The following is a 21,645-nucleotide window of genomic DNA, read 5'->3' on the forward strand; positions in this document are numbered from 1 at the left end:
ATGGACCTGACCGCACCGGTGCTGACCGGGTATGGCATATGGGCACCTGTTGCCTGGCTGGCTGCATTCGTGGCTGCCACCATCGTTGTGTACATCCTCTGGAAAACGGGAGAGTCCTCGTACAAGAAAGGGACTGAGCAGGGGCGCCCCTACCTCTCCGGAAATGCGGAACCGGAGAAGGGGGCAGTCCATATCAGGGCCAGCAACCTGTACTGGGGATTTTTGCAGGCGCTCAAAGGCTATTATGACGCCATTGTGCCAATGCACACGGGGGTGCTCACCGATTATATGGTCTGGTTTGTTGCCGTAACCGCGGTGCTTCTTGTCATTATCGGGGTGCTATCATGAAACTGACAAAATCCTTCAACCGTTCGCTATGGGTGTTCCACCTCAACACCGGCTCCTGCAATGGCTGCGAGATCGAGATTGTGGCAACAATCACCCCGCGATATGACCCCGAGCGCTTCGGCATGAAACTGGTGGGCTCGCCAAAGCATGCCGATGTCCTGCTGGTGACCGGGCCGGTGACAAAAAAGATGGCGCAGAAAGTCCGGAGGGTCTACGAGCAGGTTCCTGATCCAAAGCTGGTCATGTGCATCGGCACATGCGGCCAGTCTGGCGGGGTCTTCTATGACTCGTACAACCTTGACGGACCGATCGACCAGATACTTCCTGTCGATGTGTATGTTCCCGGGTGCCCACCCCGGCCGGAAGCAATCATCTTCGGTGTCGTAAAGGCATTGGAGAAACTGGAGCGGCTGGAGGCGGCACAATGAACGGGACACCGCATCTCACCCCCCCGCAGGTTGTCGATCTCTACAAGGCAGAGTTCGGGGCAGGTATTCTCGATGCCAGAATCACCGAACGCGGGGAAGGTGCGAAAAAGACAAAGGGCTACAATATCTGGATCCGGCTCGACCGGAAACTCCTCAAACCTGCGATCAAAAAACTCATTGATATCAGGTTCCCGCACTTCGCGGTGATCGCAGGAAATGATCTCGGGGATGAGATTGAACTCCTCTACATCATGTCAGTCTTCTATGGCACGAAATTCGGCGAGTACATGATAACCTTCGGGATCCGTCTCCCCAAAACCGACCTTACAGTGCCCACCATCACCGATCTCATACCCGGCGCCCTGTTATCGGAACGCGAAAAACAGGAGTTTTTCGGCATTACGGTGACAGATATCCCGGACGGGCGAAGGCTCTTCCTTCCCGATGATTTCCCGCAGGGAGTTTACCCGTGGAGGAAGGACGAGACGGGGATAAAGCCCGAGATGGTAAGGGAACTGTGGGCCATCAACCGGCCAAAGGATCGCCCGGTACCACCGGTCCCGGAAAAACCGGTTCCGGAAAAGAAACCTGTTGCAGAAGTGCCGGCAGCTGAAGGAAAGGAGAAAAAAGCGGGGGGCGCAGCAGAATGAACGGCGATACAACGAAAAAATCGACTCCCTATACGGTCCCGATCGGGCCGGTACATCCGGCATTAAAAGAGCCGGTCATGTTCACCTTCAAGGTGGAGGGGGAAGTGGTCAAATCGGTGGACTTTGCCCCGGGCAATACCCACCGGGGCATCGAATGGATGGGCATGAGGAGGAACCCGGTCCAGATCGTCCACCTCACCGACAGGATATGCGGCATCTGCGGGATTGTGCACTCGCTCTCGTTTGCACGGGCGGTAGAGCAGATTGCCGAGATCGAAGTCCCCCAACGCGCCGACTACATCAGGACCATCCTGCACGAGCTCGAGCGGATGCAGTCGCATATCCTGTGGGCAGGAGTGGCAGCCCACGAACTCGGGTTCGATACGCTCCTCTTCCTTACATGGCGGGTGAGGGAGCAGGCGATGGACCTTATCGAGAACCTCACCGGCAACCGGGTGAACTACGGGATTATCCAGATCGGCGGCGTCCGCAGGGATATCAGTGACGACCAGATCCCTTTAATCAAACAGGGCCTTGACTACTACCGGGGGCTGCTTGCCCAGATGAAGACCGTGTTTCTTGACGACAGCACCATACGCATGCGGTGCAGGGGCCACGGTCTTCTGAGCTACCGGGATGCCGAGCTCCTCTGTGCCATCGGGCCGACTGCACGGGCATCGGGCGTCGCCATGGATGTCCGGCACGATTACCCCTACTGCGCATATGGCGACCTCGATGTCCACCCCATCATTCCCCCGCAGGAATTCGGGGGACCTCAGGGGGACGTGTACGACCGGATCATCGTGAGGCTCCTCGAAATCGCCCAGTCCATCGATATCATCCAGCAGTGCCTGGACAACATGCCTGCCGGAGAGATCCTCTGGGAGAAGAAGCTGCCCAAGCTGCTCCTTACCTTAAAAAAGGCACAGGGTGAGGCGATTGGCAGGGTGGAGGCCCCGAGAGGAGAGTGCATGCACTATGTCCGGATGGACGGTAATGACTCCCCGGCGACATGGAAGGTGAAAGCGTCCTCCTACAGCAACCTGATGTCATGGATCCCCATGCTCAGGGGCGAGCAGCTGGCAGACGTCCCCATCATCGTCGCATCCATTGATCCCTGCATGTCCTGTACGGACCGGGTCTCTGTCATACGGGACGGTGGTTCTCCGGGTTACCTGACAAAGGAAGAGCTGACACGGCTCTCCGTTGAAAAGACAAGGAGGATTGAACAATGCCATTAGACCTGATCCGGACGGTGGCAGGAGCAATTCTTGTCGGGATCTTCGGACTACTTGTCGCAATATTCCTGCTAGGTGTTGACCGGATCCTGACTGCACGGATGCAGGCCCGCATCGGGCCCCCGCTCAGCCAACCCCTTACAGACTTACGCAAGCTCTTCACCAAGGAGAATGTGGTGCCCGCAAATGCCATCCCCTGGCTCTTCAACATGGCGCCTGTTGTGGCACTTGCATCAGCCCTCACCATCCTGCTCTACATACCTATCGGCGGGTTTGAACCGGTCCTTTCCGGCGGTGGAGACCTGGTACTGGTCATGTATCTCCTGACCCTGCCGGCCCTCGCACTTGTTGCCGGGGGTTTTGCATCCGGGTCACCGTACGCCACCGTGGGGGCGCAGAGGGAGATGGTGACCATGATCGCGTACGAGTTCCCGCTTGCCGTTGTCATCATCGCCATTGCGTGGAAGCTTGCCGCTTCCGGCATCCCGCTCCCGTTTATGCTGGCAAGCGTGCAGGCCAATCCTGTCTGGGGGCTTGTGGGGCCGCTTGGGATTATCGGCGCCCTGATCCTGTTTGTTGTTCTCATCATCGTAACCCCGGCAGAACTCTCCCGCATCCCGTTTGACACCCCCGAAGCGGAAACGGAACTTGCAGGGGGGATCCTCGTGGAATATTCAGGAAAGAACCTTGCCCTCTTCACGCTCACGCAGGGTGTGAAGACCGTGGTCATGGCATCGCTTGTTGTGGCGCTCTTTATCCCGTACCGGCTCTCCGCATTACTTCCGGCACCGGCGATCCTGCAACCGGTTCTTGACCTGCTGTTCTACCTTGTCCTTGTAGTGCTGGTAGCTTTTGTATCGGTAAGCCTGATCCGGGTTTCCATGGCCCGGTTCCGCATCAACCAGGTTGTTTCGGTGTACTGGATATACCTCAGCCTCATCGGCATTACCGGCCTGCTGCTTGTAATGGCCGATCATTTCCTGAGGGGGGTGTGACCATGGCCCGCCTTCCCATGGTGCCTGAACTGCTCAGGCAGCTCTTCAGAAAACCGGCCACCAACGCGTTTCCGGCCCGCTACCTCCCGCCATCGGTCACAGAGTTCCTTTCGCAGGTGGCAAAGGGCAAAGCGGCCATCAGCCCGCCTGTGCCGGCACCCCCGAAATTCCGGGGAAAAATCGCATATGACCGGGAGTCGTGCATCGGCTGTTCGCTCTGCATCAAGGTCTGCCCGGCGCATGCAATCGAATTCCTCCCGTCAACAAAGCGTGTCCGCATCTATGTCACCCAGTGCATCTTCTGCTCCCAGTGCAATGACATCTGCCCTAAGGACTGCCTGCACATGACCCCGGAGTTCCTGCTTGCCTGCGAGGACAGGTACGCGGATACCCAGATTGTGGAGTAGCCGGCAACAGCTTCCTTTTTGATATTTTTTTTATCGCCCGACGGACCGTTTGCCGGTAAATATTAAAAAAGATCCCGCCGGGCAGCATCCGGCTTGCGTGAGTCCTGCCACCGGTTAATCTCATTTCAGGACCGGGACCCGGTCAATTCTTCCGGCCATGAGCTCCTCTACAAGCCGGTCCGCCCCTTCCCTTACCCGTGCCGAGATCTCCTCCCCTGCGGCAACCCGGTCCGGCTGGATGCCGATCAGGACGATCCGGCCGGCACAGTCCGCGACAAAATCGATGAGCATTGAGAGTGGGAGCTGGTGGGTCCCGATACTTACGTCTGAAATCCTGTGCCGTGGGATGACCCGGTACTCTCCCGGGGAAAGCCCCATTGCCGCAGCATCGACAAGCACAAGGCAGCCGGGGCGGGTCTTCCGGATGATCCCGGTGAAATTCTCCGGGGCGGTTCCGCAGGAGAGCGGGATCCAGCCCTCCTTCCTGAACCGTTCGGCCACATAGGTACCGGCGCCATCGTCCCCGTTTACCGGGTTGCCGATACCAAGCAGGATGTTTGTTGCCATGATCTAAAGGGTGATACCGTCTCTTTTTTTGCCCGGCAGTCCGGGGCCGTTACCCGAACTCCTGTATTTCCGGGCGGAGTGTCTGCAGGTCCACAACGACCGCCTGTGCCGGGGTCGGGTTGACGTTCATCTGTTTCTGGAACGAGGTCTGCGACTGCCATGTGCCGGCATTGATGCCCAGCACGCCCCGGTAGGTCGTGATCCCCCTGATGTGGACATGGCCGGTATGCAGGATCTCGGGGACCGGATCGATAATCATCCTGTCCTGCCTGCCTGCAGCAATCGGCGTCTTCCTGCCGTATGCCGGGGCAAGGTGCCGGCGCTGGAGCATCTCCTCCATCATCTTCCCGCTCTTTTCGTAACTTGCGCCCGGGATAAGGCCGATCATGTCGTCAATCGACCTGCCGTGATACATCAGGATCCTGACCCCCTGCAGGTTGACAAGCGCCGGGTTCTCGACAAGGGTGCAGTTGGCGGGGAACTTACCGGTGAACTGCTCCGGGATCACGGGCTGGGGCTCGGCCCCCCGCACTACGTCATGGTTGCCCGGGGCAACAATGATCTGCACACTTGAAGGCAGGTCACGGAGCATTTCACCAAACCGGTCGTACTGCTCGTATATGTTTTTGATTGAGAGTTCCTGCTCCTGTCCCGGGAACACCCCGATACCGTCAACAAGGTCGCCGGCGATCAGCAGGTATGGCGTCGGGTCGTCCTGCAGCCAGTCGGCAAACCGGTTCCATTCCTTCTCGAGGAACGTGTTGCTGCCCACGTGCGTATCCGAGATCAGGACTGCCTTTCCCGGCATATCGCTTGTAAACGGGGTATTGTCTATGCGGATATCGGGGCGGAAGAGCTGTTCGGCAAAGAAGAGTTTCCCGTCATGCGACAGCTTCCCGCGGACGCCAATCGTCTCGTCAGGGATGATCCGTTCCCCATCGGGAAACACCGGCCGGTCTTTCCGAAATAGCACCGGGATGGTACCGGTGGGGTCTTCGAGCTCGGCGATGCGGTGGCCGTTTTTTGTGCTCTTGACTTCGACAACCATTCCGATGACCGTGCACTCCTCCTGCCGGTACCGGGTGGAGCGGATAAGCCCCTCGATCGGCATTGCCCCGGTACGGCTCCGGATCATGCCGCCCAGCCGCTGGTACCGGTCACGGAAATAGTGGAGGAAGTCGGCAGTCCCGTTCACGCCCCCGCTTGTCCCGGCACTCCCGCTGACAATATCGACCGCCGGGGTTGCCAGAAACCGGGTCCCGTCGCGCAGCGTGCTCATGCCCGGTATGCATTTTGGGGTGACGACAACGGTGCCCGGCGGGGCCTGCGCAATGATCTGCCCGACAAGGTCAAGGTCGCCCTTCTCCTGGATGTACCGCACGACATCTGGGTGCACCTGGTGTTTTGCCTCAAGGAACCGGAGCGCGATCTGCTGCGCATCGAGCATGAATAATGTATTGCCGGCAGGATGGATATAGCATATCATCCCCGTGCTTTCACGCCGGAGCGTCCGGCCGGTTTCCCTTTTTTTTAATTTTTTGCTACCGCACCTTCACGCGGATCTGCGATTCCCTCTCTTTTCTCTCTTCGAGTCCGCATGAGGTTTTTTGACCATCCCGGCAGGCGGAACGGTGCTGTATATTAACCGCCACATCCAACAGAGAGCAGGAGAATGGCAGGGGAGAGGGAGCAAACGGGCATTCGGGCACGAATTGAGCAGTTCCGGACGAGTGAACACTGGGTCGTCTCGCTTGCCCGGGACATCCTGTGGCTCGTTGCAGTTGTCGGGGGGATCGCACTTGCGCTCTACCTTATCTGCGGGACATGGCCGGCAGTCGTCACGATCGAGTCCGAGAGCATGGTGCCGCACATGAACGTGGGCGATCTGGTCGTCGTCGTGCAGAAAGACAGGTACGGGGAGTTTCAGACATGGGACGAAGGCAAAAAGACAAGTACGATTCGGTTCGGCGATTACGGCGACGTCCTCATCTACCAGCCAAACGGCGCAAACAACCCCGTCCTCCCCATCCCGCTCATCTCGAAGGGAGTCCACCCGATCATCCACCGTGCGATGACAATCGCCGTCGCCGGCACTCCGGTGCCCTCGTATATCAACCCGTACCGGGGCCAGCTCACCCCATCGGAATATCTCCCTTTGAGCACGGGCAATACAACCGTTGAAGGGTTTACTCTCCTGTATACCGGCACCTGGAACGAATCGGTAAACATTGTGCCGGGAAAAAAAGACCTCTATATCCAGACTCCTGACGGGCGGTATGTGCTGCCCGCCGCCTTCATCACGCCCGGCGCGGGATATGTGTGGGTGCACGGGGAACCGTCAGTGCATAGCGGCTACATCACAAAGGGTGACAATAATATCGCAAGCGACCAGGCAAGCGCCATTGCCGGTCTCGGGGCGCTTGAACCCGTAAAGGATGAGTGGGTCATAGGAAAAGCACTCTTTGCCATCCCGCTTGTCGGCTTGCTTCCGCTCCATATCGTGGAAGTGATCATTGTGGTCGTCGCCATCATGGTGATCCATGAACTGTACCTGCGGCGAAAAGGGAACGGGCCGGAGAAATCGCAGAAGAAGTCCGGTAAGAAAAAGCGGTGACCGGCAGGGCACTCAGACAGAAGGAGACGTTATACGATCCGGTGCACGGACCGGCCCTTTTTTAAAAAAAGAAAAATGGAATTTTTTTGTGCCGTATCATCCGGCAGGTTTCCCTTTCTTCTGAATTTGTTTTTCTTCTACAAGATAATTGATCACATTTTCCGAGATATCCGCTGCATATTCCCCCGATCTCCTGAGACTCTCCGTGATGTAGCCGAGCGCGATGGCATCGGGAGTCTCCTGCTGGAGCACCAGATTGTTGATCTCCCCGCAAAGGGATTCGAGCACCTGCACGGACTCGATGTTCTTATTTGACTTTTTCATATCGTTATTGAAAAACGAAACAATGCTCCGGTCGAAGATGCCGACCGAAAGCTCGCTTGCCTTTGCGATCTTTTCGATGATTGCCGGATCGATGTCTTTTGTCAGGATTGCCTGTGCGTTGTCTACAATCCGTTCCGCATGATCGCCAATCCGCTCGATGATCCGGCTGATCACGAAGTAGTGCACCGCTGTTCCAGATGTAATCCCCATCTTTTTTGAAAGTGCGACATTGGACAGGATCATGTGCGTCTGCCGGGCGATGAGCCAGTGGAGGCGATCCACGTCATTGTCGCGGGCGGTCACATCGGCAGCAAGCGACTGGTTTCCTGTCCTTATCGCTGTGATCGCATCCTCGTGCATCGCTTTTACTATCACAAACATCCGCTTGATGGTGTTTGCAAACGGCATCTCCGACGGGTTGAGCAGGTCTTTTAATGTGATAACCATATCATTCTCTTCGACAACTTCCTGCCCGATCGTCATCTGGGTGAAATTCCGGACCACCGCCCTGACAAACGGTTGTAACCGTTCTTTTGATGTAATCACGATCGTGGTGATGCCCGAGATATATGCACCGATCAACAGCCGGAACAGGTACGCCGGTTCTGTAATCCCGTCTACAGTTAAATCCAATTTCCGCTGCAGGGACTCTGGTTCAATGGTCTTTGTTACAAGCAGCGTCCCATCTGCCTGGAACTCAATCCCGAGCGGATCGTTCTTCTTGATCTTCTGGTCATCAATCCATTCCTTCGGCAGCGTCACAACGTATGATGACCCACCGGTAAACTGGACTCTCCGGATCTCCACAGTATTCACACCCTCCAGCGGCAGATATCCTGTATTACTCTATCTTCTCCATTGACAATATATATAACTATATTCTATGTCGAAAAAGGGTATATCTTCCGCTGGTAATCTCATGAAAGAACACCATGAACAAGCGAACACATTCCAGTCTTTTCGTGACGCTGGGCCTCGTCATACTGCTCGTCGGAGCAATGGCGGTGGCCGGCTGTACTGATAGTGCGAAGAAAACCAGCCCGGCAACACTCGTTCCGACAACTGCTGTACTCACTCCATCACAGGCACCCGTATCAACACCGGCGGCGCACCAGAGTGTTGCGACCCCCAGAACTACTGCTCCGGCAATCCCGGGTTCAAAAGGGAAACTGAAGGTCAGCGGTTCAACAACAGTTTTACCAATCGCCCAGAAAGCTGCCGAAGCTTTCATGGCCACCAACCCGAATGCTGATATTCAGGTAACCGGTGGCGGGTCAGGGGTCGGCGTCCAGCAGATTGGTGAAAAATCTGTTGACATCGGCATGTCCTCGCGAGAATTAAGTGCATCAGAGAAAACCAAATACCCGGCACTTGTGAAAACCGTAGTGGCAAAAGACGGGATCGCAATTATTGTCAACCCGGCAAATGAGGTCAAGGTCGTTTCTGCTGATGCGGCAAAGGATATCTATACCGGGAAAATTACCAAGTGGACCGAGATCCTTGGCGGTAATGTTCCCAATACCAACAACTTCATCGTGGTCGTAGGCCGCGACAGTGCATCAGGTACCCGCGAGTTCTTTGACAAGGATAGTGCCGGTATCCTCAAAGGAGCCGCACCGGTAAAATCCATGCTCGAGAAGAACTCCAACGGCGCAATCATCCAGACCATCGCCCAGACTCCGGGTGCAATCGGTTATGTTTCCATCGGGTTTGTCGATAAAAGTGTAAAGGCACTCCCCATCTGGTGGAACGATCCAAACAAGGCTGTCTCACCGACAAGGGAAAATGTGCTCGACAGGAGCTACCCGATTAACCGTGAACTGTTCATGTTCACCAATGGCCAGCCCGCCGGGCTTGCAAAGGACTACATCGATTTCATCCTGAGCCCGGATGGACAGAAGATTGTCTCTGAAGAAGGGTACGTATCAGTCACATGAGACTGGTGACGGGATAATCCAGGGACATTTTTTCTTGTATGAGACCTTCAAATGGAACAACGGGAAAGTATATCTCAGCTGATATCCGGAGGGCTGTCTCCCTAAAATCAGCAGCAACATCCCGCGAGCAAAAAGAAACAGCAATCAGGACAATCTGGTTCCTTGCCGCCACATCTGCAATCATCGCGATCTTCTTCATCCTGCTGTTTCTTCTGCGTGACAGCTTGCCGGTATTTGAAAACACCGGGATTATCCCTTTCCTTACCGTCACGACATGGTACCCGACAGGTAACCCGCCGGAGTATGGCATCTTTGTCCTGATTGTCGGGACCGTGCTGGTCACCCTCGGGGCAATGGCCTTTGCCATCCCGTTATCGATCGGGTGTGCAATCTACATCTCCGAGCTCGCCCCCTTGTGGGCAAAGAACATTCTCAAACCGGCAATCGAACTTCTCGCAGGAATACCCTCGGTAGTCTATGGCTTTTTCGGGCTTGTTGTCCTTACCGACGTGATACGTACAACGTTCGATACTCCCACCGGTGAAACATGGCTTGCCGGATCCATCCTGCTGGGCATCATGGCACTCCCCACCATCATCAGCATCTCAGAGGATGCCATCAGCATGGTGCCTCGGGAGTACAAAGAAGGGTCACTTGCGATCGGTGCCACGCGCTGGCAGACGATCAGCAGGGTCATCGTCCCGGGTGCTCTTTCAGGGATCACTGCGGCGATTATCCTCGGGTTCGGGCGGGCGATCGGGGAGACCATGGCAGTCCTGATGGTGACCGGGAATGCGGCCATCATCCCCGATCCGATCTGGAATGTCCTTTCACCGGTCAGAACCCTCACCGGAACACTGGGTATCGAGATGGGTGAAGTCGCGGTGGGCAGCAATCACTATGCGGCGCTCTTCGGCATTGCAGCAGTCCTCCTTGCCATAACGCTGATTGTAAACTCCATCGCAGTCATGATCCTGACCAATCTCCGCGAGCGTCATATGGGCGGGGCACACAGGAAATATATTGCCCTGCAAACCCTCATGGAATGGATCAAGCGGCCCCTTACCATCGGCGGATTCCTTCTTTTTCTCATTGCATTTTTTCTGGTTGTGCCCCTATATCTGGCCGTACCCCTCCTTGCCTGTTTCGGTGCCGGGTACTTCCTCAAAGGCCGTCTCAAACCAAAACAGGCAGAGAAGGTTGCATTCAGCTTCATCGTCACATCGGTCATCATCGTCCTCCTCATCCTTATCATTCTCCTCCAGGATATTGTCGTCCACGGTCTTCCTGCCCTTTCATGGGAATTTTTAACCCAGCCCCCCAAAGATCTCGGGCGTGCGGGAGGGATCTTCCCGGCAATTGTCGGGACATTCTACCTTGTTACTGGCGCAATACTCATCGCGCTGCCACTCGGTGTGGGTGCAGCGATCTACCTCATCGAATATACCAAAGAGGGCAGGGTCACCCGGTTTATCCGCATCGCAGTTGATTTATTGAACGGCACCCCGTCGATCGTCTTCGGGCTCTTTGGCTTGGCATTCCTTGTCTACTTCCTGAACTTTGGCGTCTCGCTGATCGCGGGGCAGGTCACGCTCGCACTCATGGTCCTGCCCACGATGATCCGCGCCACAGAGGAGTCGTTAAAGAACATCCCGCAATCACTGAGGGAGGGAAGCCTTGCACTGGGAGCGACCCGCTGGCAGACGATATACCGGGTTGTCCTGCCACCGGCAGTACCCGGTATCGTCACCGGTACTATCCTGTCCATCGGCAGGGCTGCAGGAGAAACGGCGCCGATCATGTTCACTGCCGTTGTCTTTTCCCAGAGATATCTCACAAGCTCGGTCTTTGAACCTGTGATGGCACTGCCCTACCACCTCTACATCCTTGCCACAAATGTGCCGGGCTCTTCGGCCAACAAGTACGGGACTGCGCTGGTACTCCTGCTCCTTGTGACCGGGATTTACTCGGTCGCGATCTTTGTGAGAACCAATTTCCAGAAAAAATTGCGGGGTTAATATGGCCTGTGAAGCGATCATTTCATCAAACGAACTCAATCTCTGGTACCATGATACTCATGCACTCCAGTCTGTCACCATGAAGATTCCCAAAAACAAGGTAACGGCGCTGATCGGCCCGTCCGGTTGCGGCAAATCGACACTGCTGCGCTGCTTCAACCGGTTAAACGACCTCATCGACCATGTCACGATTACGGGGGAGATTACCCTTGACAACCACAACATCCATGCACCCGGGACTGATGTTGTCATGCTCCGCAAAAGAGTCGGCATGGTGTTCCAGAAACCCAACCCGTTCCCGAAGTCCGTGTACGAGAACGTCGCTTACGGGCCGCGGGTCCATGGTGTGAGGGATAACCGGGAAATTGACACGATTGTTGAGCAGAGCCTCTGCCATGCCGCGCTCTGGGACGAGGTAAAAGACCGGCTTGATGATTCGGCGCTCGGCCTCTCCGGCGGACAGCAGCAGCGCCTCTGTATCGCACGGACGCTTGCAGTTGGCCCCGAGGTGATCCTGATGGATGAGCCATGCTCGTCACTCGACCCGATTGCTACGGCAAAGATCGAGAACCTGATTGACATGCTCAAACAGGAATATACCGTTATCATCGTCACGCATAATATGCAGCAGGCTGCACGGGTGAGTGATTATACCGGGTTTATGTACCTGGGAAAACTCATTGAGTGTGGCAGGACCAAGCAGATCTTCGAACACCCAAAAGAAGAACTTACAGAGAATTACATTACCGGGCGGTTCGGGTAGGTGATCAGTTATGTCAGAAAAATTTCATGCGGAACTGAATAACCTGAAGCAGGATACAGTTGAAATGGCTGAATTCGGGCGATACATGCTCCGGACAGCAGTCGATGCGCTTATCCAGCAGGATGTGGGCCTTGCGGAGTCGGTCGTGGCAAAAAAAGAGGAGATCCACGGGATGGAAGTGCAGATAGAAGAAAATTGCTACCAGCTGATTGCGCTCTACCAGCCGATGGCAAAGGACATGCGGGTCATTGCCTGCACATTAAAAGTTGCAACAGCGTCAATGCGCATTGGGCGGTACGGCAAGGTGATCGCAAAGATCGTAAAGGAGATCTCGGATAAACCTCATATCGCGAACCTGATGAGCATACCCCACATGGCAGACCTCGTCATAGAGATGGTTGATGATGCGGTCCGGGCATACAAATCAGATGATATCACACAGATTGCAGAATTTTCCTCGCGTGATGATACCATCGATGCACTCCGGCACTCTATCTTCCGTGAGGGGATCACCTACATGATGGAGGACCCCAAGAATATCCCGCGCTGCACGCACTACATCATGGTCGCCCGGTACCTGGAACGGTGCGCCGACCATGCATGCAAAATAGCAGAGAATGTGCACTATATGCAGACGGGAGAACGCATCGAGATCAAATAAGTGTGCAGCGGGATTCCAACCTTTCATCAGATTAACTTTTTAAAAAAGGATGCCATCATGGGTGTCGGTGCAACACGGGGATCTTCTGCTGTCCAGTGGGGGACTGTGCGCCGGATTGTGACTGCATGGGTCATCACGATCCCCATCACCGCAGCCTGTTCCTTTGCCTGCTCTGTCCTGTACAGCGTGATCTTTCCATAAAAAAACACTTGAGTTCTCACTCCCCTGCCTCCCTGATTTTAAAATGCAAAACCGGTTTTTTTAAGACGCACTACTAAAAAATCTTAATATGTATTGAGGGTCGTCATCACAATTTTTAATGGGCTTTACCAGCATGCTCAGACCGGAAATATCCGGGTGATAATTAAAAAAAGAGACGGGGGCCGGGGGACTGGTTTTAGACAATCCGCGACCTTTCTGATGATTTGTCTTCCTAAAACCAAAATTAAATCCATATATGCCCGCAAAGGCAAAAGGAATCAGGAAAAATAATTAAAGAAGGTCCAGCGCCTGCCGCCCGGTCATCCCGGTCCGGATCCCGCGCCCCATCGCCGAGCGGTTTGCCTCTTTTACGATCCCTTTGAGGATATCATCTGTATCAACAATCGACGGGCCGGTTGCCGGTCTCACCTTTGCGGCAGGGTAACTGAACGAGTCCAGTGCCGAAACGTCAAAAGCCCCGCACCCCACCAGCCCGACATCGGTCCTGATGGCGACAAGGTTTGCAGGACCAAGGGGGATGACAAAGCCGTCCGCTTCTTTTTTTGCCAGCTTGATTATATGGTGCTCCATAACACAACCTCTTTAGCACAATTGAGCGGTAAGGAAATAATAAGATATTGAAGACAGCTGCGCTGGATTTATCGTGCCTTGTGCGCTATACTGCGGAGTGCAGGTTGTGAAGGTGCATGGATAGCCTCAAAGAACTTCTGGATGATGTCGCGGCGGGTCACCGCCTGAATTCACGGGAAGCGCTCCTGCTCTTCCGCACCCATAACCGGGCTGTCTGGGACGTGGCAGCAGCAGCGGATGCCGTGAGGCACGAGAAGGCAGGCGATGCGGTGACCTATGTCCGGAACCAGAACATCAACGTCACCAACCTCTGCGTCAATGCCTGCGGGTTCTGCGGTTTCTCGAAAAAACCCGGCGACCCGGGCGTCTATTTCCACGACCGGGAGGAAATCTTAAAAAAAGCAGCGCAGGCCAAAAAGCGAAACGTGACCGAGATATGCACGGTCAGCGGGCTGCACCCGGATTTTAACGCACAGTCCTATTGTGATACGTACCGTTGGATTCGCGAGGCGGCGCCGGGCGTCCATATCCACGCGAGCAACCCGATGGAGGTCGCGTATGCGGCAAAGAAGAGCCGGATATCCACAGAAGACGTGCTCTCGCGGATGAGGGACGCCGGGCTGGGATCGATGTGCGGCACGGCGGCGGAGATCCTTGTTGACAGTGTGCGCAAAACGATCTGCCCGCAGAAGGTCAGCACAAAGGAGTGGGTGCGGATCATCAAAGAGGCGCATTACCTTGGCATCCCCACGACCGCCACCATCATGTACGGGCACTGCGAAAGCGACATCGACCGGTTAAAACACCTTGAAATCCTGCGGGAGATCCAGGACGAGACCGGAGGTTTTACCGAGTTTGTCCCGCTCTCATTCATCCACATGAACACCCCGCTCTACAAAAAAGGGGTCGCCCGTGCAGGGGCAACCGGCAGGGAAGACCTGCTTATGGTCGCAGTTTCGCGGTTGTTTTTGGACAATTTTAAAAACATACAGGTCTCGTGGGTGAAGGAAGGCGTCAGGCTTGCGCAGCTCGGGCTGATTGCCGGTGCAAACGACCTCGGCGGCACGATGTTTGAGGAGAGCATCTCAAAAGGTGCCGGGGCAACCAATACCGATTACCTTGACCCGGAAGAGATGCGGAGGATTGCCGGGGATATCGGGAGGAAGCTTGTCCAGCGAAGCACACTCTATGAGTTACTTTCCTGAAAAATATGGCATGAAAAAGTCACGTCTTTTTTTATCAGACATGCAATGAGAACTCTCCGATCCTCATTCCCGTCCGGCTTGTTTTTTGCCGGACGTGCCTGAAAGGCTCTTCCTTTTATCCCCGTTTTTTTTGGAATTTTACAGGTAGTTTATTCTTTTTCCTTTACCACGATGGTAAATGAAGTCCCCGCTGTCCGGTCAAGTTCAATCGTCCCGAAGAGCTGTTCCACCAGTGATATGACAAGCCGGAGACCGAGTGTTTTTCCGTTTCGCCAGTCCAAATCCGCCGGGAGTCCCGCTCCGGTATCTTTGAACAGGATCGTGAGCATATCATTTTCCCGTTTAATCCCGATGGAAATCTCGCCCTTTCTCCCTCCAGGGAATGCATGTTTTAAGGAATTGGAGAGCAGTTCGTTGAGGATAAGTCCGACCGGGATTGCCGTGTTGATGCCCACAGAAATACCAGAGATGTCTGTTTTCAGGGCGACATCCTGCCGCCTCACACCGTAGAAATCGACAAGGTTTCGCCCGAGGAACTTTACATACCCGTCAAGGTCGATCTTTGAGATGTCTTCGGACTGGTACAGTCTTTCATGGACAAGGGACATTGCTTTGAGCCGGTTCTGGCTTTCTTTAATGATCTGTTGCGTCTTCTCATCCTTGATATACCGTGACTGGAGATTCAAGAGCGAAATGATGATCTGCAGGTTGTTTTTCACCCGGTGGTGAATCTCGCGGAGCAGCACGACTTTTTCCTGCAGGGATGCGTTCAGTTCTCCGGTACGGGATATAACCTGCTTTTCCAGTTCTTCGGTGAAGTGTTTTTGCAGTTCTTCGGCCTTTTTCCGTTCGGTGACGTCAACACCAATTGCGACATAGCCGGTCGCGGCTCCTTTTGCATCCGGCAGACTGCGGGTATTCCACAGGATTGTTTTCTTTGTGCCGTTTTTACAGTGGATGATGGTTTCAAGGTTCTCCAGGAAATTGTTCTGGCTGATGATACGTTCGATATTTTTAGTGATCGTTTTACGGTACTCTTTATCCGGATAGAGCTTTTTCCAGACCGTACTGTTCCCCTTTACCTCCTGTTCCCCGTACCCGCTGATATCCTCTGCTGCCTGGTTCCATGTTTGTATATTGCCATGAGGATCGAGCACCATCAGCAAGACATTGGCGTTTGATATGATGCTGGTCTGGAACAGGTTCATCGCGCGGATCTCTTCTTCTGCCTTTTTGCGATCGGTAATATCTTCAAGCGTTTCTACGGCTCCGATAATCAGGCCGGAGGAATCGTTGATTGGGGCGGCGGTGAAATGAAGCCATGTCCCATTCTCTCCCATATGAGGGAAGAAATCCGTTGCTTCGTACGCCCCGTCAACAATCCTGGATTTTGCATATTTGCCCTCGTACCACTGTGGGATCTTTTCGGTTGCCCCGTCCACCAGCAGGTCAGCCATGCAGGGGCGTTCTTTTAAATAAAACGCCCGCCACTGCTGGTTTGTACCAAGCAATTCTCCGGCTTTAATCCCGCTGTATTTTTCAAGAGCACTGTTCCAGAAAATGACCCGGTGATCCCGGTCAATGACAAATTTCGGGATTGGAGAAGCCTGAATAATAGAATTCAACCGGGACTCGCTATCTCGCAGCTCTGCCTCTGCCTTCCTGCGCCCGGTGATGTCGACAAACGCCACCACCGCACCGGTAACCACACCGTTCCGCCGCCGGGGGTATGACCAGATCTCGGCAGAAAAACACGTCCCGTCTGCCCGCCAGAGCTTCTCATCATCGATGTGCACGCCTTCCCCTTTTACAAATGCCTGAAATAAACGGCATTTTTCAACCGGCTTGAATGTCCCGTTTGCATCATGGTGGTGGATCTGGAGGTGCATGTTCTTTCCCAGCAGTTCGCCTTCATTGCTGTAACCAAGAATACGGATGCACGCCTGATTGACAAAGGTGGAGTTGCCCTCCAGGTCAGTACCGTAGATCGCTTCACCGCTGGAGTCAAGGATAGAACGGAGTTTCTCCTCGCTTTCCCGCAGCTCTGCCTCTGCTTTCCTGCGCCCGGTGATATCGCGGGTAATGGAGAGTGCGACAGGCCTGCCCCTGAACGGGAATATATGGGTGCTTACTTCAACCGGAAAAATACTGCCGTCTTTTCGTTTATGCACGGATTCAAAGGTGGCACCCCCCTCTTTTTCCATCTGTTTCGTAATGTCTGGCAGGATGTCATGCAGAATAGCAGCCGGCACGATGTCACGGGGTGACATATGCCTCATCTCTTCACGGGTATATCCAAGCGACTGCACGGCAATATCATTGACCGTGATGTATTGTCCGGGGCCTTCCGGTGTCATTTCGTGCAGGAATATCGCATCGTTCGCATTGTTGAAGATCTCATGCAGGAGTTCTTCCTTGTCCCGCAGCGCTTCCTCTGCAAGCCTGCGTTTGGTGATATCGGTAATAATCCCGTTAATACCGATGAGTTGTCCATTCTCGTCATGGATTACGACATTTCGCTGGTGAAGCCATCGGCACTCCCCGGATTTGTGGACGATCTGATATTCAAAAAATGAGGGTACATCACCATGGCACAGCCTGATCTTCATATCGTTCCAGTACTGGCGGGAAACGGGGTGGATAATATCTTCGATAAACCAGGGTTTTTGATACATTTCATCGGGATGATACCCAAGCATGGGTTCCGATGCCGAACTCACGAACTTATAATGACCATCGGGGAGCGACAGGTGGTAGATAATGTAAGGGCAATTTTCGGCCAGAATAGAATATTTTGCCAGCAGATCCTCGGGGACACCCTCTGTTTCTTTATTTTTTGATCCGGTTGCCCTCTTCATGGTCCAGCTGCTCCTTTCCTTACTCATCACTCCCGATCTTTCATCACAATCGTAAACTTCGTAATGGCAAACCAGTCCGGTTCAATTGTCCCGGAGAGCTGCCTGCCCGGTGCAATCGCGAGACGTAATCCGGGCGATTTGGCGTTTCGCCGGTCCAAATCAGCCGGGATTCCCGCGCCGGTGTCCTGCACTGTTATCTCTACAGAACCACTCTTGACAGCTGCCTTTATATATCTTATCTTGTCCGGTGAACCTTGTTGCACCTTTCCGGTTATTTTTATTGATATGCGATCAGCCCGGAATGTCCCAGGTCGCGTCCCGCAACCGGGGCCGCCCAGTGCGCCAGGTTCGTTTGGGCCTGCCCCGGGACCGGTATGTGCAGGTGCGGCGTCCGGGACCCGATCGGGCTCCGGCAGACATCGATAAGTTAATGGGGCCGGACCGGACAAGGGCATTTATGAGAAGAAAAGAACGGGAAATCACGGATAAGGCTGAGGTGGAATCGATCCTTTCGGGGGCACTGGTGTGCCGGATTGGACTGGCAGATGGCGGCGAGCCCTACGTGGTCCCGGTCTGTTTTGGCTACGGGGACGGCACGATGTATCTCCACTCTGCGCATGAAGGAAAAAAGATTGATATGCTGAAGAAAAATCCCCGGTGCTGCTTTGAGGTTGACACGTGTGAAGGCACCATACCCTCAAAACGCCCGTGCAACTGGGAGATGCGGTACAGGAGCGTTATTGGTTTTGGCAATGCCACAATTGTTGAGGACGTGGAGGAGAAGAAGAAGGGGATGAACTGCATCCTTCGCCATTATAGCGGCACAACGTATGATTTTTCTGACGAGGAAATAAAAAGCGTCTGTGTCGTCAGGGTCGATATCTCTGAAATGACGGGAAAAAAGTTCGGGAGCTGACCGGTCAGCGGTGATCGCGCTTGACCAGCCGGACAATTTTATCGCCGATCTTCTGTGCTTTCTCCACTGCCTCCGCATCAGAGAGCACGTCGCCTTTATGGTACCCGCTCCCCGCGACCGAACCCAGCGATGAAAATTCATGGGTGTTCAAGAACCCCTCAAGCGTCTGGATCGTCCGGGTTGCACCCTTGTGGGCCTGCACGGCCACAGCGACGCCTTTCCTTCCTGCAAGCTTCCGGTCATGGTAGAGGCAATAGGTGCGGTCGATGAAATTTTTCAAATGCCCGCAGACGTCGTAGTAATAGGTCGGGGACCCGATAATGAGCACTTCGCAGCCCAGCACCTTTTTTGCAATGGCGTTCCAGTCATCATTCTCGATCACGCACCACTTCTCTTTTTTGCATTTCTCACAGCCCAGGCAGGGACCGATCTTCTTTCCTGAAAGCGAGACGAACTCGGTCTTAAGGCCCGCGGTCTCGCAGCGTTCGAGAATCACTTTGACAAGGTCTGCGGTGTTGCCATCCTTGCGCATGCTCCCGGATATTCCCAGCACTTTCATAAGGTACCCTTTGCGCGGGGAGTAATGAGTGTTTTGATGGCAGGATTAAGCCCCAGTTTCCGGAATGCGATCATTATGCCGTCCCGGGGGTCATCGCGTGAATAAAAGAGGTGTGAACTGCAGGAGCAGTCGCTGCAGCCGAAGTGCGGGACGGGCGATCCCGGGAGGTTTCCGGCAAGCCGGCACTCATATTTTTGTTCAGTCCGTGCGCAGACAACAGAAGCGAGGCGGAAGTTTCCGTTTGTCAGCAGGTAATCGATATGCCATTTCGGGCGACGGTTATGCTCCTGTGCAAGGAGAATGTGGCGCCGTACCCTTTGTAATCCGCCGCTGCCCTGCGCCGAGCCGGCGTATATATGGAAGCCGGCTTCAAATGCCAGCGCTCCAAGCGCCCCGACATTCACGGTGCACTCCGGGTTCTTAAGCACGAGGCAGTAAATCCCCTTATCCATACCCGCTCTTCAACAGCTCCTGTGCCGCTGCAATATGCCCGCTCCCCCCGGTCCCGACAGGCACCCCGTGGCCCGGGTAGAGCCCTTCGATATCAAGCAGCGAGAGCCGGTCGATTGACTTTGTGAGTTCTGCCCTGCTGCCGCCGATAAAGTCGTACCTGCCGTACCCGCCATCGGTAAACACGGTGTCCCCGCTGATCAGGAACTGTTCCGTTTCACAAAAGAGGCAGATGCTGCCCGGGGTGTGGCCCGGTGTATGCAGGACACGCAGGCCCCCGATCACGTCCCCCTCCTTTAAGATGATCTCCGGCACCATTGCCGGGGAGCGCGAGCCAAAATGCATCGAAAGGCTCCGGGCATCGTCAAGGAGTCCTGCGGCGTCCAGCCTGTGGATCGCGACCTTTGCTTTGCACATGTGGGCGATCTCTTTGACGTGCGCCGTGTGGTCGAAATGGCAGTGGGTAAGGACCACCGTGGATACGGAGCCTTTATAGGGCGCAACTGCCATGGGCATCACGCCCGCGTCGATGAGGACGTCGCCGACGATATACGAGTTCCCATAGAGCGTTCCCCCGGCAATCCACTGGACTGGCATGCACAATAATAAGGATTCCCGGCAGATGTTTGTTATGGATTTGCTCACCCGCAGATGCTCCCGCACCGTGCCCGATATCGTTTCAGCAGCGGCGCGGGCGGAAGGCATCGAACCGGAGCGGATGGCCCGGGGCATCGCTGCGGGCAGGATCGTGATCCCGAAGAACCGGAAACGGGACCACCATGCCTGTGCCATAGGCGAGGGGTGCCGGGTAAAAGTGAACGTGAACATCGGCACCTCCGGCCCGCTGTGCGACCCGGCGCTCGAGATCCGGAAGGCAAAGGCTGCGCTCAAAAACGGCGCCGATGCGATCATGGACCTCTCTACCGGCGGCAACCTTGTCGCGATACGGAAAAAAATTCTCAGGCTTGACACGACCGTCGGGACCGTCCCGGTCTACGAGGCCGTGCGCCGGGCGGGCAGCGCAGCGGACGTGGATGCCGACCTGATCTTCAAGGTCATCCGGGAGCACTGCAGGCAGGGCGTTGATTTCTTAACCCTCCACTGCGGCGTGAACCGGCAGGCGCTCTCTGCATTGCGATCAGACCCGCGCCTGATGGGAGTTGTCAGCCGGGGCGGGGCGTTCCACTGCGCGATGATGGTGCAGCGCGACGAGGAGAACCCGCTGTTCTCAGAATTCGATTACCTGCTGGAGATCCTTGCCGAGCACGATGTCACCATCAGCCTCGGCGACGGGATGAGGCCCGGATGTCTGCAGGACTCTGAGAAGCTTGCAAAATCGGTGGAGTACGTCACCCTGGGCACTCTCGCGCAGCAGGCGTTTGCCGCAGGGGTCCAGCGGATGATCGAGGGCCCGGGGCATATGCCGCTTGACCAGGTGAGCTATAACGTCCGGATGATCAAGGAGATAACAGACAACGCGCCGCTCTACCTGCTCGGGCCGGTCGTCACCGACCTCGCGCCCGGCTACGACCACGTTGTCACCGCCATAGGCGGCGCAACTGCCTGCATGCATGGCGCCGACTTCCTCTGCATGGTCTCGCCGTCCGAACACCTCGCCCTCCCGCTGGAAGCCGACATCATCGAAGGCACACGGATCGCAAAGATTGCCGCACATATCGGCGACACCGTCCGCCGGCCGGAAGGGTACCGGGACCCGCGTGAGGCTGCAATGGCGCAGGCCCGCAAAGACCTTGACTGGGATGAGCAGTTCCGGCTCGCGCTGTATGGCGACGTTGCAAGGAAGATACATGCCCGTGACGGCGAGCTGGACACCTGCTCGATGTGCGGGGATCTCTGTGCGATCAAGGTGGTAAAGGATCTGTTCGGGGCGATGGAAAAGAAGAAACGGTGAATG

23 protein-coding genes and 1 pseudogene are annotated in these 21,645 nt (G+C 55.2%); 15 read left to right on the forward strand and 9 right to left on the reverse strand.

What is annotated here, in order from left to right; all coding sequences use genetic code 11:
• Genes OS112_00200 through OS112_00225 form a run of 6 tightly spaced genes read left to right on the forward strand, consistent with a single transcriptional unit; the run spans nt 1 to nt 4,066 of the window.
• The gene (locus OS112_00200) at nt 1-348 is read left to right on the forward strand and encodes a hydrogenase (GenBank protein WAC05082.1); all 348 of its coding nucleotides are present in this window, start codon (nt 1-3) and stop codon (nt 346-348) included.
• On the forward strand, nt 345-776 hold the full coding sequence (locus OS112_00205) for an NADH-quinone oxidoreductase subunit B family protein (protein ID WAC05083.1): 432 nt from the start codon (nt 345-347) through the stop codon (nt 774-776). The genes OS112_00200 and OS112_00205 overlap by 4 nt, the downstream gene beginning before the upstream one ends.
• Nucleotides 773-1,426, forward strand: coding sequence for an NADH-quinone oxidoreductase subunit C (locus OS112_00210; GenBank protein WAC05084.1), 654 nt, complete (start codon nt 773-775; stop codon nt 1,424-1,426). The genes OS112_00205 and OS112_00210 overlap by 4 nt, the downstream gene beginning before the upstream one ends.
• Entirely contained in the window at nt 1,423-2,667 is a 1,245-nt protein-coding gene (locus OS112_00215) for a nickel-dependent hydrogenase large subunit (protein ID WAC05085.1), read from the forward strand. The genes OS112_00210 and OS112_00215 overlap by 4 nt, the downstream gene beginning before the upstream one ends.
• A complete protein-coding gene (locus OS112_00220) occupies nt 2,658-3,659 on the forward strand; it encodes an NADH-quinone oxidoreductase subunit H (GenBank protein ID WAC05086.1) in 1,002 nt (333 codons plus the stop codon). Before OS112_00215 ends, OS112_00220 begins: the two co-directional genes overlap by 10 nt.
• Nucleotides 3,660-3,661: 2 nt before the next feature.
• Complete coding sequence (locus OS112_00225; protein ID WAC05087.1) at nt 3,662-4,066, forward strand: 4Fe-4S binding protein; 405 nt, start codon at nt 3,662-3,664, stop codon at nt 4,064-4,066.
• Between the two features lie 120 nt (nt 4,067-4,186).
• Here OS112_00225 and hycI read toward each other — a convergent pair whose 3' ends face one another.
• Together hycI and OS112_00235 are read right to left on the reverse strand one after the other, a co-directional pair.
• Nucleotides 4,187-4,633, reverse strand: coding sequence for a hydrogenase maturation peptidase HycI (gene hycI / locus OS112_00230; protein WAC05088.1), 447 nt, complete (start codon nt 4,631-4,633; stop codon nt 4,187-4,189).
• Between the two features lie 49 nt (nt 4,634-4,682).
• On the reverse strand, nt 4,683-6,080 hold the full coding sequence (locus OS112_00235; GenBank protein ID WAC05089.1) for a DNA-directed DNA polymerase II small subunit: 1,398 nt from the start codon (nt 6,078-6,080) through the stop codon (nt 4,683-4,685).
• 225 nt (nt 6,081-6,305) lie between these two features.
• Between OS112_00235 and OS112_00240 the strand changes: the two genes are divergently transcribed.
• Entirely contained in the window at nt 6,306-7,247 is a 942-nt protein-coding gene (locus OS112_00240) for a S26 family signal peptidase (GenBank protein WAC05090.1), read from the forward strand.
• Nucleotides 7,248-7,343: 96 nt separating this feature from the next.
• Here the strand turns inward: OS112_00240 and OS112_00245 are convergent, their stop codons facing one another.
• Nucleotides 7,344-8,378, reverse strand: coding sequence for an AbrB/MazE/SpoVT family DNA-binding domain-containing protein (locus OS112_00245; GenBank protein WAC05091.1), 1,035 nt, complete (start codon nt 8,376-8,378; stop codon nt 7,344-7,346).
• A gap of 125 nt (nt 8,379-8,503) precedes the next feature.
• Here OS112_00245 and OS112_00250 point away from each other — a divergent pair, with 125 nt between their 5' ends.
• The 5 genes and pseudogenes from OS112_00250 to OS112_00270 all read left to right on the forward strand — a co-directional run bounded on the left by OS112_00250 (nt 8,504) and on the right by OS112_00270 (nt 13,151).
• Nucleotides 8,504-9,508, forward strand: coding sequence for a phosphate ABC transporter substrate-binding protein (locus OS112_00250; protein ID WAC05092.1), 1,005 nt, complete (start codon nt 8,504-8,506; stop codon nt 9,506-9,508).
• Between the two features lie 38 nt (nt 9,509-9,546).
• Entirely contained in the window at nt 9,547-11,526 is a 1,980-nt protein-coding gene (gene pstA / locus OS112_00255; GenBank protein ID WAC05093.1) for a phosphate ABC transporter permease PstA, read from the forward strand.
• A 1-nt stretch (nt 11,527) separates the two neighbouring features.
• Nucleotides 11,528-12,289 carry a phosphate ABC transporter ATP-binding protein PstB gene (gene pstB, locus OS112_00260; GenBank protein ID WAC05094.1) on the forward strand — a complete coding sequence of 254 codons (762 nt, stop codon included), beginning with the start codon at nt 11,528-11,530 and terminating at the stop codon, nt 12,287-12,289.
• A gap of 10 nt (nt 12,290-12,299) precedes the next feature.
• On the forward strand, nt 12,300-12,950 hold the full coding sequence (phoU, locus tag OS112_00265) for a phosphate signaling complex protein PhoU (protein ID WAC05095.1): 651 nt from the start codon (nt 12,300-12,302) through the stop codon (nt 12,948-12,950).
• A gap of 51 nt (nt 12,951-13,001) precedes the next feature.
• Nucleotides 13,002-13,151: pseudogene (locus OS112_00270) on the forward strand (inorganic phosphate transporter).
• 291 nt (nt 13,152-13,442) lie between these two features.
• Here the strand turns inward: OS112_00270 and OS112_00275 are convergent.
• Nucleotides 13,443-13,742, reverse strand: coding sequence for a YunC family protein (locus OS112_00275; protein WAC05096.1), 300 nt, complete (start codon nt 13,740-13,742; stop codon nt 13,443-13,445).
• A gap of 116 nt (nt 13,743-13,858) precedes the next feature.
• On the opposite strand from OS112_00275, the gene cofH reads away from it, so the two are divergent.
• A complete protein-coding gene (gene cofH, locus OS112_00280) occupies nt 13,859-14,947 on the forward strand; it encodes a 5-amino-6-(D-ribitylamino)uracil--L-tyrosine 4-hydroxyphenyl transferase CofH (GenBank protein ID WAC05097.1) in 1,089 nt (362 codons plus the stop codon).
• Between the two features lie 149 nt (nt 14,948-15,096).
• Here cofH and OS112_00285 read toward each other — a convergent pair whose 3' ends face one another.
• Nucleotides 15,097-17,805 (reverse strand): PAS domain S-box protein, encoded by a 2,709-nt coding sequence (locus OS112_00285; GenBank protein WAC05098.1) that lies wholly within the window; start codon nt 17,803-17,805, stop codon nt 15,097-15,099.
• Between the two features lie 26 nt (nt 17,806-17,831).
• Nucleotides 17,832-17,963, reverse strand: a complete 132-nt coding sequence (locus OS112_00290; GenBank protein ID WAC05099.1) for a hypothetical protein — start codon at nt 17,961-17,963, stop codon at nt 17,832-17,834.
• A 299-nt stretch (nt 17,964-18,262) separates the two neighbouring features.
• Between OS112_00290 and OS112_00295 the strand changes: the two genes are divergently transcribed.
• Nucleotides 18,263-18,721: a pyridoxamine 5'-phosphate oxidase family protein gene (locus tag OS112_00295; protein ID WAC05100.1), complete on the forward strand. Its 459-nt coding sequence runs from the start codon at nt 18,263-18,265 to the stop codon at nt 18,719-18,721.
• Nucleotides 18,722-18,725: 4 nt separating this feature from the next.
• Here the strand turns inward: OS112_00295 and OS112_00300 are convergent, their stop codons facing one another.
• Genes OS112_00300 through OS112_00310 form a run of 3 tightly spaced genes read right to left on the reverse strand, consistent with a single transcriptional unit; the run spans nt 18,726 to nt 20,327 of the window.
• Nucleotides 18,726-19,280: a flavodoxin family protein gene (locus OS112_00300; protein ID WAC05101.1), complete on the reverse strand. Its 555-nt coding sequence runs from the start codon at nt 19,278-19,280 to the stop codon at nt 18,726-18,728.
• Nucleotides 19,277-19,732, reverse strand: a complete 456-nt coding sequence (locus OS112_00305; GenBank protein WAC05102.1) for a DUF123 domain-containing protein — start codon at nt 19,730-19,732, stop codon at nt 19,277-19,279. Before OS112_00305 ends, OS112_00300 begins: the two co-directional genes overlap by 4 nt.
• Nucleotides 19,725-20,327 carry an MBL fold metallo-hydrolase gene (locus OS112_00310; protein ID WAC05103.1) on the reverse strand — a complete coding sequence of 201 codons (603 nt, stop codon included), beginning with the start codon at nt 20,325-20,327 and terminating at the stop codon, nt 19,725-19,727. Before OS112_00310 ends, OS112_00305 begins: the two co-directional genes overlap by 8 nt.
• 25 nt (nt 20,328-20,352) lie before the next feature.
• Between OS112_00310 and thiC the strand changes: the two genes are divergently transcribed.
• Nucleotides 20,353-21,642 (forward strand): phosphomethylpyrimidine synthase ThiC, encoded by a 1,290-nt coding sequence (thiC, locus tag OS112_00315; GenBank protein WAC05104.1) that lies wholly within the window; start codon nt 20,353-20,355, stop codon nt 21,640-21,642.
• Nucleotides 21,643-21,645: the final 3 nt, after the last annotated feature.

This window comes from Methanoregula sp. (genome assembly GCA_026625165.1).
Classification (GTDB): Archaea; Halobacteriota; Methanomicrobia; order Methanomicrobiales; family Methanospirillaceae; genus MVRE01.

What these genes read in the sequence shown, in the direction of transcription:
- OS112_00200 (WAC05082.1), top strand. Translation starts at nt 1, where the DNA reads ATGGACCTGACCGCACCGGTGCTGACCGGGTATGGCATATGGGCACCT.
- OS112_00205 (WAC05083.1), top strand. Translation starts at nt 345, where the DNA reads ATGAAACTGACAAAATCCTTCAACCGTTCGCTATGGGTGTTCCACCTC.
- OS112_00210 (WAC05084.1), top strand. Translation starts at nt 773, where the DNA reads ATGAACGGGACACCGCATCTCACCCCCCCGCAGGTTGTCGATCTCTAC.
- OS112_00215 (WAC05085.1), top strand. Translation starts at nt 1,423, where the DNA reads ATGAACGGCGATACAACGAAAAAATCGACTCCCTATACGGTCCCGATC.
- OS112_00220 (WAC05086.1), top strand. Translation starts at nt 2,658, where the DNA reads ATGCCATTAGACCTGATCCGGACGGTGGCAGGAGCAATTCTTGTCGGG.
- OS112_00225 (WAC05087.1), top strand. Translation starts at nt 3,662, where the DNA reads ATGGCCCGCCTTCCCATGGTGCCTGAACTGCTCAGGCAGCTCTTCAGA.
- hycI (WAC05088.1), bottom strand. Translation starts at nt 4,633, where the DNA reads ATGGCAACAAACATCCTGCTTGGTATCGGCAACCCGGTAAACGGGGAC.
- OS112_00235 (WAC05089.1), bottom strand. Translation starts at nt 6,080, where the DNA reads ATGCTCGATGCGCAGCAGATCGCGCTCCGGTTCCTTGAGGCAAAACAC.
- OS112_00240 (WAC05090.1), top strand. Translation starts at nt 6,306, where the DNA reads ATGGCAGGGGAGAGGGAGCAAACGGGCATTCGGGCACGAATTGAGCAG.
- OS112_00250 (WAC05092.1), top strand. Translation starts at nt 8,504, where the DNA reads ATGAACAAGCGAACACATTCCAGTCTTTTCGTGACGCTGGGCCTCGTC.
- pstA (WAC05093.1), top strand. Translation starts at nt 9,547, where the DNA reads ATGAGACCTTCAAATGGAACAACGGGAAAGTATATCTCAGCTGATATC.
- pstB (WAC05094.1), top strand. Translation starts at nt 11,528, where the DNA reads ATGGCCTGTGAAGCGATCATTTCATCAAACGAACTCAATCTCTGGTAC.
- phoU (WAC05095.1), top strand. Translation starts at nt 12,300, where the DNA reads ATGTCAGAAAAATTTCATGCGGAACTGAATAACCTGAAGCAGGATACA.
- OS112_00275 (WAC05096.1), bottom strand. Translation starts at nt 13,742, where the DNA reads ATGGAGCACCATATAATCAAGCTGGCAAAAAAAGAAGCGGACGGCTTT.
- cofH (WAC05097.1), top strand. Translation starts at nt 13,859, where the DNA reads ATGGATAGCCTCAAAGAACTTCTGGATGATGTCGCGGCGGGTCACCGC.
- OS112_00285 (WAC05098.1), bottom strand. Translation starts at nt 17,805, where the DNA reads ATGAAGAGGGCAACCGGATCAAAAAATAAAGAAACAGAGGGTGTCCCC.
- OS112_00295 (WAC05100.1), top strand. Translation starts at nt 18,263, where the DNA reads ATGAGAAGAAAAGAACGGGAAATCACGGATAAGGCTGAGGTGGAATCG.
- OS112_00300 (WAC05101.1), bottom strand. Translation starts at nt 19,280, where the DNA reads ATGAAAGTGCTGGGAATATCCGGGAGCATGCGCAAGGATGGCAACACC.
- OS112_00305 (WAC05102.1), bottom strand. Translation starts at nt 19,732, where the DNA reads ATGGATAAGGGGATTTACTGCCTCGTGCTTAAGAACCCGGAGTGCACC.
- OS112_00310 (WAC05103.1), bottom strand. Translation starts at nt 20,327, where the DNA reads ATGCCAGTCCAGTGGATTGCCGGGGGAACGCTCTATGGGAACTCGTAT.
- thiC (WAC05104.1), top strand. Translation starts at nt 20,353, where the DNA reads ATGTTTGTTATGGATTTGCTCACCCGCAGATGCTCCCGCACCGTGCCC.